General features: G+C 69.0%; 12 protein-coding genes. 11 read left to right on the top strand and 1 reads right to left on the bottom strand.

From position 1 onward, the window contains the following. Positions 1–29: 29 nt before the first annotated feature. The 7 genes from F813_RS0100870 (at position 30) to ubiA (ending at position 7,738) form a co-directional block, all read left to right on the top strand. Positions 30–2,585 carry a DNA topoisomerase I gene (locus tag F813_RS0100870; RefSeq protein ID WP_017925209.1) on the top strand — a complete coding sequence of 852 codons (2,556 nt, stop codon included), beginning with the start codon at positions 30–32 and terminating at the stop codon, positions 2,583–2,585. Further along, entirely contained in the window at positions 2,572–3,177 is a 606-nt protein-coding gene (locus tag F813_RS0100865) for an L-threonylcarbamoyladenylate synthase (RefSeq protein WP_026148085.1), read from the top strand. The genes F813_RS0100870 and F813_RS0100865 overlap by 14 nt, the downstream gene beginning before the upstream one ends. A 17-nt stretch (positions 3,178–3,194) precedes the next feature. Then, complete coding sequence (gene hemF / locus F813_RS0100860) at positions 3,195–4,124, top strand: oxygen-dependent coproporphyrinogen oxidase (protein ID WP_017925207.1); 930 nt, start codon at positions 3,195–3,197, stop codon at positions 4,122–4,124. 22 nt (positions 4,125–4,146) lie between these two features. Beyond that, positions 4,147–5,163 carry a porphobilinogen synthase gene (gene hemB, locus F813_RS0100855; protein ID WP_017925206.1) on the top strand — a complete coding sequence of 339 codons (1,017 nt, stop codon included), beginning with the start codon at positions 4,147–4,149 and terminating at the stop codon, positions 5,161–5,163. Continuing rightward, positions 5,160–6,008, top strand: a complete 849-nt coding sequence (gene aroE / locus F813_RS0100850) for a shikimate dehydrogenase (protein WP_017925205.1) — start codon at positions 5,160–5,162, stop codon at positions 6,006–6,008. The genes hemB and aroE overlap by 4 nt, the downstream gene beginning before the upstream one ends. A 104-nt stretch (positions 6,009–6,112) precedes the next feature. Next, a complete protein-coding gene (locus tag F813_RS0100845) occupies positions 6,113–6,778 on the top strand; it encodes an OmpA family protein (RefSeq protein ID WP_017925204.1) in 666 nt (221 codons plus the stop codon). Positions 6,779–6,868: 90 nt separating this feature from the next. Next, on the top strand, positions 6,869–7,738 hold the full coding sequence (gene ubiA / locus F813_RS0100840) for a 4-hydroxybenzoate octaprenyltransferase (RefSeq protein WP_017925203.1): 870 nt from the start codon (positions 6,869–6,871) through the stop codon (positions 7,736–7,738). Between the two features lie 5 nt (positions 7,739–7,743). On the opposite strand, the gene F813_RS14580 is transcribed toward ubiA, so the two are convergent. Continuing rightward, positions 7,744–8,496: a ComF family protein gene (locus tag F813_RS14580; protein ID WP_255324789.1), complete on the bottom strand. Its 753-nt coding sequence runs from the start codon at positions 8,494–8,496 to the stop codon at positions 7,744–7,746. Between the two features lie 36 nt (positions 8,497–8,532). On the opposite strand from F813_RS14580, the gene F813_RS0100830 reads away from it, so the two are divergent. From F813_RS0100830 to bioF, 4 genes are read left to right on the top strand one after another with little or no spacing between them, the layout of a single operon-like run. Beyond that, positions 8,533–8,991 (top strand): hypothetical protein, encoded by a 459-nt coding sequence (locus F813_RS0100830; protein ID WP_017925201.1) that lies wholly within the window; start codon positions 8,533–8,535, stop codon positions 8,989–8,991. Then, positions 8,988–9,983, top strand: coding sequence for a biotin synthase BioB (gene bioB / locus F813_RS0100825; protein ID WP_017925200.1), 996 nt, complete (start codon positions 8,988–8,990; stop codon positions 9,981–9,983). Before F813_RS0100830 ends, bioB begins: the two co-directional genes overlap by 4 nt. A 12-nt stretch (positions 9,984–9,995) precedes the next feature. Continuing rightward, the gene (locus F813_RS0100820) at positions 9,996–10,748 is read left to right on the top strand and encodes a methyltransferase domain-containing protein (protein ID WP_017925199.1); all 753 of its coding nucleotides are present in this window, start codon (positions 9,996–9,998) and stop codon (positions 10,746–10,748) included. Between the two features lie 10 nt (positions 10,749–10,758). Beyond that, complete coding sequence (gene bioF / locus F813_RS0100815) at positions 10,759–11,940, top strand: 8-amino-7-oxononanoate synthase (protein WP_017925198.1); 1,182 nt, start codon at positions 10,759–10,761, stop codon at positions 11,938–11,940. The last annotated feature ends 57 nt before the right edge of the window (positions 11,941–11,997 follow it).

The raw sequence follows: 11,997 nt of genomic DNA, 5'->3' as shown, positions 1-11,997 counted from the left end.
CCGCTGCCACGGAGACGGTCCCGAGCGACATGAGCAAGCACCTCGTTATCGTAGAGTCGCCCGCCAAGGGCAAGACCATCGAGAAGTATCTCGGCCCGGACTACCAGGTCATGGCTTCCTATGGCCATGTCCGCGACCTGGTCCCCAAGGAAGGCGCGGTGGATCCGGAAAACGGGTTCCGCATGAAGTACGACGTGATCGAGCGCAGCGAGAAGCAGATCGAGGCGATCGCCAAGGCGCTGAAGAAATCCGACGACCTGATCCTCGCGACTGACCCCGATCGCGAAGGCGAGGCGATCTCCTGGCATCTCTACGAGGTGCTGCGCGACCGCGGCCTGCTGGAAGGTCGCGGCGTGCACCGGGTCGTATTTCACGAGATCACCAAGAAGGCGATCCAGCAGGCCATTGAAGAGCCGCGCGATCTCGCCAAGCCGCTGATCGACGCCCAGCAAGCGCGCCGCGCGCTGGACTACCTGGTCGGCTTCAACCTCTCGCCACTGTTGTGGCGCAAGATCAAGCGCGGCCTGTCCGCTGGACGGGTACAAAGCCCGGCCCTGCGCATGATCTGCGAGCGCGAAAACGAGATCGAGGCCTTCGTCCCGCGCGAATACTGGACTCTGGATGCGAAGACCGAGCGCCAGGGTCAGCCCTTCACCGCACGCCTGACGCACCTGGACGGCAACAAGCTGGGCCAGTTCGACCTCAACAACGCCGATCTCGCGCACGATGCCCAGAAGCGCCTGACCGAGGCCGCCGGCGGCGAACTCAAGGTCGCCAAGGTCGAGAAGAAGCAGCGCCGCCGCAACCCGGCCGCGCCGTTCACCACCTCGACCCTGCAGCAGGAGGCCTCGCGCAAGCTGGGCTTTACCGCGTCGCGCACCATGCGCACCGCACAGCAGCTGTACGAGGGGATCGATCTGGGCTCCGGCGCAATCGGCCTGATCACCTATATGCGTACCGACTCGGTAGCCCTGGCCGGCGAGGCAATCGCCGAGATCCGCGGCCTGATCGAGGAGCGCTTTGGAGCCAACAACGTCCCTGACAGCCCGCGCCAGTACAAGACCAAGTCGAAGAACGCGCAGGAGGCCCACGAGGCCATCCGCCCAACCTCCGTGCGCCGCCTGCCGAACGAGGTCCGCGCCCGTCTGACCAGCGACCAGGCACGTCTGTACGACCTGATCTGGAAGCGCACCGTCGCCTGCCAGATGATCCACGCGACTTTCGACACCGTGGCCGCCGACCTGGTCCCGGGCGACAGCCGGCACCAGTTCCGTGCCACCGGCTCCACCCTGGTCGACCCTGGCTTCATCGCGGTCTACCAGGAGGGCCGCGACGACGCGCAGGATGACGACGAGGACAAGCGCCTGCCGGAGATGGCCGAGGGCGACACGGTCAAACTCGAAGAGGTCACCGCCGACCAGCACTTCACCGAGCCGCCGCCGCGCTACACCGAGGCCAGTCTGGTGAAGACGCTGGAGGAATACGGCATCGGCCGTCCGTCGACCTACGCGAGCATCATCTCCACGCTGCAATCACGCGAGTATGTGGAGATGGACGGCAAGCGCTTCATCCCGACCGATACCGGCCGGATTGTGAACAGCTTCCTGACCCAGCACTTCGACCGCTACGTGGACTACGACTTCACCGCGAAGCTCGAAGACGAGCTGGACGCGATCTCGCGCGGCGAGAAGGACTGGGTCCCGGTTCTGGAGGATTTCTGGGGCGACTTCCGCGACCAGGTCAAGGAGAAGGAAGAGAACGTCACCCGCGCCGAGGCGGTGCAGTCACGCGAGCTGGGCACCGATCCGCAGAGCGGGCGCCCGGTCAGCGTGCGCCTGGGCCGCTTCGGTCCAATCGTGCAGATCGGCACCAAGGACGACGAGGAGAAGCCGCGCTTCGCCGGGCTGCTGCCCGGGCAGAAGATGGACAAGATCACCCTGGATGAGGCGCTGGAACTGTTCAAGCTGCCGCGCGACCTCGGCGAGACCCCCGAGGGCGAGCCGGTGATGGTCAACATCGGCCGCTTCGGACCGTACGTGAAGTACGGCTCCAAGTACGCCTCCCTCGGCCCGGACGACGACGTCTGGACCATCGAGCTGCCACGCGCGCTGGAGATCGTCGCCGAGAAGAAGCAAAAGGACGCCGAGCGCTTCATCAAGAGCTTCGACGAGGAAGGCATCCAGGTGCTGAACGGGCGCTACGGGCCCTACGTCACCGATGGCAAGAAAAACGCCAAGATCCCCAAGGAAACCGATCCCAAGTCCCTGACGCTTGCGCAGTGCCAGGAGCTGATCGCCGCCGCGCCGGAGCGCAAGGGCCGCGGCCGCAAGGGAGCGTCCAAGTCGACCGCCAAGTCTTCCGGGAAGGCCGCTTCCAAATCGGCCTCCAACTCGTCGACCACGAAAAAGGCGGCCACCAGCAAGGCGGGCACGAAAAAGACCGCCGCCAAGAAGAGCACATCGAAGAAGGCTCCGGCGAAGAAGGCCACGACCGCCAAGTCCGGTAGCGCGAAATCCGGCAGCGGTGGCAACGCCGGCGACAGCCGCCTGAGTGCCCAGCCCTCCGGCGACCGTGGATCCGAATAACGCCCCGTTGCTATCCCCCGAGATTGAACCCGTCGCACAGTGCGTGCGCGACGGCGGCGTGATCGCCTACCCCACCGAGGCGGTTTTCGGTCTCGGCTGCCGCCCGGATAACCTCCAGGCGATCGATCGCATCCTCGAGATCAAGGGTCGCCCGGCCGCCAAGGGGCTGATCGTGGTCACTGACCGGCTGAAGCGCCTCGCGCCCTGGCTGGCGCCGCTGCCGGCCGAGCGCCGCGCCGAGATCGACGCCAGCTGGCCGGGGCCGACCACCTGGCTGCTGCCCGTCACCGATGCCTGCCCGCCGCTACTGCGCGGCGAACACGACAGCCTCGCGGTACGCGTCACCGCCCACCCGGAGACACGCGCGCTGTGCGCGGCCGCTGAAAGCGCGCTGGTCTCCACCAGCGCCAACCGCGCGGGCGCGGAGCCCTGTCGCAGCTGGGACTGCGTGGCCACGCAGCTCGGAACGGGCATCGACGCGATCCTGCAGGCAGAATGTGGCGGGCGCACCGCCCCCAGCGCGATCCGCGACGCCCGCACCGGGGCCTGGCTCCGGGGCGGCCCAGAGCCCGACACCAATACCGACAACTGAGTCAACCGGGACGCAGCATGAGCCAGGACAACGTCTCCATCGAACGTGTCATCGACTACCTGCAGAGCCTGCAGGACCGCATCTGCCAGGGCCTCGAGCGCCTGGACGGTCAGGCCCGCTTCGAGGAGGACGCCTGGGTGCGCCCGGCCGGCGGCGGCGGGCGCACCCGCGTACTGCGCGGGGGCGCGGTCTTCGAGCAGGCCGGGGTGAATTTCTCCCACGTGATGGGCGACAACCTCCCGGCCTCCGCCACCGCGCACCGCCCGGAGATGGCCGGGCGCTCGTTCCAGGCCACCGGCGTATCGCTGGTAATCCATCCGCGCAACCCGTATGTGCCGACCTCGCACGCAAACGTGCGCTTCTTCATCGCGGAGAAGCCCGGCGAGGAGCCGATCTGGTGGTTCGGCGGCGGCTTCGACCTGACGCCCTACTACGGCTTCGACGAGGACTGCATCCACTGGCACCGTACGGCCGAGGCCGCCTGCCGCCCGTTCGGCGAGCACCTCTACCCGGCGCACAAGAAGTGGTGCGACGAGTACTTCCACCTGAAGCACCGCGACGAACCGCGCGGCGTCGGCGGGCTGTTCTTCGACGACTTCAGCGAAGGCGGCTTCGAGCATGCCTTCGGCTACATGCAGAGTGTCGGCAACGCCTACCTGGATGCCTATGGCCCGATCGTCGAACGTCGCCACGCCACCGAATACGGCGAGCGCGAGCGCCAGTTCCAGCTCTACCGCCGGGGGCGCTATGTCGAGTTCAACCTGGTCTACGACCGCGGTACCCTGTTTGGCCTGCAGTCGGGCGGGCGCACCGAGTCGATCCTGATGTCGCTGCCGCCGCTGGTGCGCTGGGAATACAACTACCAGCCGGAAGCCGGCACGCCCGAGGCCACACTGTACGAACGCTATCTGAAGCCACGCGACTGGCTGGCCGAGGCCGCCGGCTGACGCGCCGACAAGGACGACCCGCATGACCGCACCCATCGCCCCCTATCCCGCCGGCCGCCCGCGGCGCATGCGCCGCGACGGCTTCTCCCGCCGCCTGATGCGCGAGCACCACCTGCGCGCGGATGACCTGATCCTGCCGGTGTTCGTCACCGAGGGCGAGGGCGTACGCGAGGCGGTGCCGTCGATGCCCGGCGTGGAGCGCGTCTCCATCGACCTCCTGCTGGAGGAGGCAGCCGCCGCCGTACACCTGGGCATCCCGGCGCTGGCGCTGTTCCCGGTGGTGCCGGGCGAGAAGAAGGGCCTGGATGCCGCCGAGGCCTGGAACCCCGAGGGTCTCGCCCAGCGCGCGGTCCGCGCACTGAAGCAGGCGCACCCGGAGCTGGGCGTGATCACCGACGTCGCCCTGGACCCGTTCACCACCCATGGCCAGGACGGCATCATCGACGACGACGGCTACGTGGTGAACGACATCACCGTCGAGGCTCTGGTGAAGCAGGCGTTGTCGCATGCCGCCGCCGGCGCCGACGTGGTCGCCCCCTCCGACATGATGGACGGGCGTATCGGCGCGATCCGCACCGCTCTGGAGGACGGCGGGCACGTGCACACGCGCATCCTCGCCTACTCCGCCAAGTACGCCTCGGCCTTCTACGGGCCATTCCGCGACGCGGTGGGCTCGGCCGGTAATCTGGGCAAGGGGGGCAAGGAGACCTACCAGATGGACCCGGCCAACGGCGACGAGGCCCTGCACGAGGTCGCGCTGGATCTCGCCGAAGGCGCCGACATGGTGATGGTCAAGCCGGGAATGCCGTACCTGGATGTGGTGCGCCGCATTCGCGACGCGTTCCAGCGCCCGACCTTCGTCTATCACGTCTCCGGCGAATACGCGATGCTCAAGGCCGCCGCCGAACGCGGCTGGCTGGACGAGCGCGCCTGCGTACTGGAGGCCCTGACCGGTATGAAGCGCGCCGGGGCCGACGGCATCCTCACCTACTACGCCCGCACCGTGGCCGAATGGCTGGCGGAGGACGCGGCCCGATGAGCGAGCCGCGCCCCGATCGCTATGGCGTGGTCGGCAACCCGATCCGCCATTCGCTGTCGCCGCGCATTCACGCCCTGTTCGCCGAACAGACCGGGCAGCACCTGACCTACGAGGCCCTGCTGGGCACCCCGGGGCAGTTTGCCGAGGAAGTCTGGGCGTGGTTCTCCTCCGGGTTCCGGGGCCTGAACGTGACCGTCCCGTTCAAGGAAGAGGCCTTCGCCCTGGCCCGGGTGCTGACCGATCGCGCCCGGCGCGCCGGTGCCGTGAACACCCTGTGGCGCGACGACGAGCGCCAGCTCCACGGCGACAACACCGACGGCATCGGCTTCTGCCGCGACCTCGACCGCCTGGGTGGCGAGGTGCCCGGCCGGCGCGTCCTGATCCTCGGGGCCGGCGGCGCGACCCGCGGGCTGCTGCAGCCCCTGCTGGAGCGCCACCCCGCACAACTGGTGATCGCCAACCGCACCGCGTCGCGGGCCGAAGGGCTGGCCGAGGACTTCGCCGACCTGGCGATCGAGACCGAGCTCTCCGCCTGCGGCCTCGACGTCCTGCCCGCCAGCCCGTTCGACCTGGTCGTCAACGCCACCGCCGCCGGCCTGTCCGACGCGGGCCTGAACCTGCCCGCGACGCTGGTGCACCCGGACAGCCTGGCCTATGACCTGGTCTACGGCCCTGGCGCCGCCCGGTTCCTCGACTGGGCCCGTGCCGCCGGCTGCCAACAGACGGCCGACGGCCTGGGCATGCTGGTCGAGCAGGCCGCCGAGGCCTTCGCGATCTGGCGCGGCATCCACCCTGACACCGCCCCGGTATTGCGCCAACTGCGTCACGAAAACGACGCCGCCTGACGCCCGGTTCACCTTCCGTTCAAGCAACGGCGCAATCCTGTCCCCGAGCGCGCCCATGGGCGCAGACTGAAACCCGGGAGTTCCTTCCCGGCTGGGGGGCAAGAATGATCTCGCGCATTGGTGTTCTGTTACTGGTCGGTTTTCTGACCTTCGCCATCGGCTGTACCACTACGGATCCCTATACCGGCGAGGAGCGCGTATCGCGCACGGCCATCGGGGCCGGCGTGGGCGCCGCGGCAGGCGCCGTGGTCGGCAGCATCACCAGCCGCCGCAACCGCACCCAGCGCGCGATGATCGGGGCCGGCATCGGGGCCCTGGCCGGCGGCGCGATCGGCCACTATATGGACCGCCAGGAGGCCGAGCTGCGCGAACAGCTCGAAGGCACCGGCGTCAGCGTGACCCGCGACGGCGACAACATCATCCTCAACATGCCGGGGCATATCACCTTCGATATCGATCGCACCGACATCAAGCCGGAGTTCGAGGACGTGCTGGATTCGGTCGCGCTGGTCCTGGCCGAATACGACCAGACCGGTATCGAGGTCGCCGGGCACACCGACATTACCGGGCGCGTCGAGTACAACATGGACCTGTCCGAACGCCGCGCACAAAGTGTCGGGCGCGCCCTGCTCCGGCGCGGCGTCCAGTCCGTGCGCGTCGACACCATCGGCTTCGGGCCGCATCAGCCCATCGCGACGAACGAGACCGCGGAGGGCCGCGCGATGAACCGGCGCGTCGAACTGACCCTGTTCCCGCTGACCGCAGACTGAGCGCCGGCTACCAGCGGGGTGCATCGGGGATTGTCCGGCCCGGCCCCTGCGGCATCCATCCGGCGCGCCGGGCTGGTAAGCTTGGCCGCCATGGACGCACGTGCACGCCTGTGGGAACTGGCCCGACTGGTCCGCCTGGACCGGCCCGTCGGCATCTATCTGCTGCTGTGGCCGACTCTGTGGGCGCTCTGGATCGCGGCCGAGGGCTGGCCACCGGGTTCGCTGATCTTCATCTTCGTGGCCGGCGTCGTGCTGATGCGCTCGGCCGGCTGCGCGATCAACGACTACGCGGACCGCGACTTCGACGCCCATGTCGCCCGCACGCGCGACCGCCCGCTGGCACTCGGTACCATCACCCCGAACGAGGCACTGGCGACCTTCGCCGTGCTGGCGCTGACCGCCTTCGTGCTGGTGCTGTTCACCAACCTGCTGACCATTCTCTATTCACTGGTCGCGGTGGTGCTGGCCGCCACCTACCCCTTCGCCAAGCGCTTCCACCACTTTCCACAGGTGCACCTGGGCGCGGCCTTCGCCTGGGCGGTGCCCATGGCCTTTACCGCAGTTACCGGGGACCACCCGCCACCGCTCGCCTGGCTGCTGTACGTGACCGTGCTCGCCTGGACCGTGGTGTATGACACCTTCTACGGCATGGTGGACCGCGAGGACGACCTGAAAATCGGGGTGAAGTCCACCGCCATCGCGTTCGGCGAGATGGACCGGCTGATCACCGCCGGGCTCCAGGTACTCGTCTGGCTGGGGCTGTACCTGATCGGGCAGCATGCCGGGTTCGGTGGTTACTACACGGCGGGGCTGGTGATCGTGGGCATGCTGATGTTCTACCAGCAGTTCCTGATCGCCGAACGCGAGCCGGCCGACTGCCTGCGGGCGTTCAAGAACAACCACTATCTCGGCGCCGTGGTCATGCTCGCGATGATCACGGACTACCACCTCGGCACCTGACCGCTTCACGCGCGGGCGAGCGCCAGGCCCTCGACCGACGCGGCTCCCGCCGCCCGCAGCGTGCGGGCCAGCGCATCCAGGGTCGCCCCGGTCGTGACCACATCGTCCACCAGCAGCACCCGCTCGCCCGCCAACTCTGCCTTTACGGCAAACGCATCGCGCAGATTCCGACGCCGCTGAGTACCGCTCAGCGTCTGCTGCGAAGGCGTGGCCCGTACGCGGCGAACGCATGCGGTATCCAGCGGGAGCCCCAGGACCTCGGCGACGCACCGCGCCAGCGGCTCGCACTGATTGAACCCGCGTTCGCGCAGACGCGAGGGGTGCAATGGAACGGGCACCACGCGGGTGGGCAACGGCGTCAACGCATCCCGGCGTTCGCGGGCCGCCTGTGTGGCCAGGTCCACGAGGATCCGTTCGGCCCGGGCTTGACCACTGCGCTTGTAAGCGAGCAGCACCCGATCCAGCGGCCAGGCATAGGCCCATGGTGCCCGCAGGGCGTCTACAGCCAGCGGGCGGCGCTGACAGGCGGGGCAGGCCACCGTCGCCGGCATGGGCGCCGCGCAACCGGGGCACGGCGCCTCCACCCGCACCAGGTCCTCGCGGCAGGCAGGACAGATGGCCCCACCGTCCGGCAACGGGGTCAGACACAAGCCGCAGTGGTCGGGGTACAGCGCCCGGGCCGCCCAAGCGCCCAAGGCATGCAGCGCGCCCGATTGCCGCCCGGCTCGCCTTGGCTTGGCTGAAGGGGTATGAGCCATGATGGTATGCTTCCGCTTTTGCATTCAGGGTAGTCCATGGCGACCAAGACCGTCTCCGCACGCAGTTCGCGGCGCTCCGCCGCGATGTTCGACATCGGCAATCTGATCAGCGTGTCGATTGCCGGCATCCCGCTGTTTGTGGTCAGCAGCGAAGGGGTCGGAGTCGGCTTTATCATTGCCGCGATCATGGGCATCGTGCCGCTGGTACTGTGGTTTGGCGCCTCCATGCTGGTCTACGCCCTGAACAAGCACCATCCCGATCCGCGCGTGGGCCATTTCACGCAGTGGGCGGCCTATCGCTACTACGCACTGATGGGCCTGCTGATCGGGGTCGCCACCTTCTTCCCGCCGGATCTGGCCTACTACCGCGCCTACTGGGCCGTGGCCGCCGCCATCCTGCTGCCATGGACGGTCTACGCCCTGTTCCGCATCTACCGCGAACCCTGGGCCGACGTCGCCATCCCCGCGGAAGCCGACAAGGAGCCACACTCATGAGCGAACCCCGCCACGACTGGAATACCGACGAGGTCGAGGCCCTGCTCGGCCTGCCGCTGAACGACCTGATCTTTCGCGCACAGACCGTGCACCGCGAGCACTTCGACCCCAATGCGGTGCAGGTGAGCACACTGCTGTCGATCAAGACCGGGGCCTGTCCGGAGGACTGCGCCTACTGCCCGCAGAGCGCGCACCACGACGTGGAGCTGGAGCGCGAACGCCTGCTGCCGCTGGAGGAAGTGCTCGAGGCCGCGCGCAACGCCCGCGCCCAGGGTGCGACCCGCTTCTGCATGGGGGCGGCCTGGCGCAACCCCACCGACAAGAACCTCGAACGCGTGATCGAGATGGTCCGCGCCGTCAAGGACGAGGGACTGGAGACCTGCATGACCCTCGGCATGCTGAAGGCCGAGCAGGCGAAACGCCTGTCCGAGGCGGGGCTGGACTACTACAACCACAACCTCGACACCTCGCCGGAGTTCTACGGCCACATCATCTCCACGCGCACCTACCAGGACCGGCTGGAGACCCTGGAGCACGTGCGCGAGGCCGGCATGAACGTCTGCTGCGGCGGCATCCTCGGCATGGGCGAGTCGCGCCGCGACCGCGCGCGCCTGCTGCAACAGATGGCCAACCTGCCGAAGCACCCGGAATCGGTGCCGATCAACCAGCTGATCCAGGTCGAGGGCACGCCGCTGCACGGGATCGAGGACCTCGACCCGCTGGAGTTCGTGCGCACGATCGCCACAGCCCGCATCCTGATGCCGGCCTCCTACGTGCGCCTGTCCGCCGGACGCACCGAGATGTCCGACGAGATGCAGGCCCTGTGCTTCCTCGCCGGCGCCAACTCGCTGTTCTACGGCGACACCCTGCTGACCACACCGAACCCCGGCGAGAACCACGACCTGGCACTGTTCGAGCGCCTCGGCCTGCGCCCGGAGACCAGCCCGGAAGCCCCCGCGGAATCGGACCGGCCCGCCTCCGCATCGGCCTGAGGCAATCGGCCGGTGGCGGGGGACTTTCCCGATCATTTCTCGGCGGTGGCGGCGGATTATGCCCGCCACCGTCCGGATTACCCCGCCGAGCTGTTTGACTGGCTGGCCGCGCACACCCCGCGCCACGAGCGCGCCTGGGACTGTGCCAGCGGCAATGGTCAGGCCGCGCAGGGCCTGCAGCCGCACTTCCCGCAGGTGATCGCGACAGATGCCGCCCCGGCCCTGCTGGCCGCCCTGCCGACAACGACCGGGATCGACCGCGTCGCCTGCGCCGCCGAGGCCTGCGCACTGGCCGATGCCTCGGTGGATCTGGCCTGCGTCGCCCAGGCCGCGCACTGGTTTCGCCATGCCGAATTTCATCACGAGGTTGCACGCGCCCTGCGCCCGGGCGGCCTGCTGGCGATCTGGGGCTACGGCATCCTGCGCGCCGAGGACCCGGCGCTGGACCGCCTGCTGACCGACTTCCACGACGCCACTCTGGCGCCCTGGTGGCCGGAAGAGCGCAATCACATCCGCAGCCACTACCGCGACCTGCCCTTCCCCTGGCCGGAGATCGAGACGCCCGAGTTTCGGATCGACCGCGAGTGGGACCGCGACACCCTGCTCGGCTATCTCGGCACCTGGTCGGCCATCCGCCGCGCGCAGGCGGCCGGCCAGGCCCCCCTGGCCGCACTGGAGCCGGCCCTGCGCGCACTGTGGCCGAACGCGGAGATCACCGCCCGCGTGCACTGGCCGATCTTCCTGCGTGCCGGGCTGCGGCCGTGAGCGACTCACCATGAGCAAGTCGCTGCAGGCTTTCCTGCAGGCCCGTCTCGACGGGGTACGTACGGACAGACGCTGGCGCCGTCTGCGCACGCTGGACGGTCCGCAGCAGCCGGAACAGGTCATCGACGGCCAGCCGGTCGTCGCCTTCTGCTCCAACGACTACCTGGGCCTGGCGGCCGACCCGGCCGTTGTTGCGGCTGCCCGCGAGGCCCTCGACCGCTACGGGGTCGGGGCCGGCGCGGCCCATCTGATCAACGGCCACACCCGCGCCCATGTGGAGCTGGAACAGGCGCTGGCGCGCTTCACCGGACGCGAGCGGGCGCTACTGTTCTCCACCGGCTACATGGCCAATCTGGCGCTGGTACAGACGCTGGCCGGCCGCCACGACACGGTGTTCGAGGACCGCTGGAACCATGCCTCGCTGATCGACGCCGTACGCCTGGCCGGCGCGCGCAGCCAGCGCTATCGCCATGCCGATCCCGGGCACCTGCGCGAACGTCTGGAGCAGGCCCCCGATCGTGGCCACCGCCTGATCGTGACCGACGGGGTGTTCTCCATGGACGGCGACATCGCCCCGCTGCCGGAGCTGGCCGCCCTGGCGCGCGAGTTCGACGCCTGGCTGATGGTCGATGATGCCCACGGCCTGTCGGTGCTGGGCGCGACCGGCGGCGGCAGCTGCCAGCACCACGGCCTCGGCGCGGACGACGTACCGATCCTGATGGGCACGCTGGGCAAGGGCTTCGGCACCGCCGGGGCCTTCGTCGCCGGCTCGGAGGCCCTGATCGAGGCCCTGATCCAGACCGCGCGGCCCTACATCTACACCACCGCAATGCCGGCCGCCCTGGCCGCCGCAACGCTGGCCTCCGTGCGTATCGCCGAGGCCGCCGAGGATCGGCGTGCGCACCTGCAGGGCCTGCTCCAGCGCCTGGGCGCTGGCCTGGACCGGCTCGGCCTGCAGCACCCGCCCCCGGTGACCCCGATCCAGCCGGTCCACATCGGCGACACCCGCCGCGCCAGTGCCGTGGCCGAAAGGCTGCTGGCCGCCGGCTTCCTGGTGCCGGCGATCCGGCCACCCACGGTCCCCGAGGGCCAGGCACGGCTGCGCATCACCCTGTCCGCCGCCCACACCGAGGCTCAGGTCGATGCCCTGCTCCGCGCACTGGAACAGGCCCTCGAGCAGGTAAGCCCGTGAACCAGCGCACAACTCGTTATTGACGTCCTTCACGTTTCCGGGAACCGCCATTCCCCG

Origin of the sequence: Thioalkalivibrio sp. HL-Eb18 (assembly GCF_000364985.1) — a bacterium.
In the GTDB taxonomy this organism is placed as follows: Bacteria; Pseudomonadota; Gammaproteobacteria; order Ectothiorhodospirales; family Ectothiorhodospiraceae; genus Thioalkalivibrio.
Note: the sequence above shows the minus strand (reverse complement) of the source record. Positions and strands in the feature narration are given on the sequence as shown.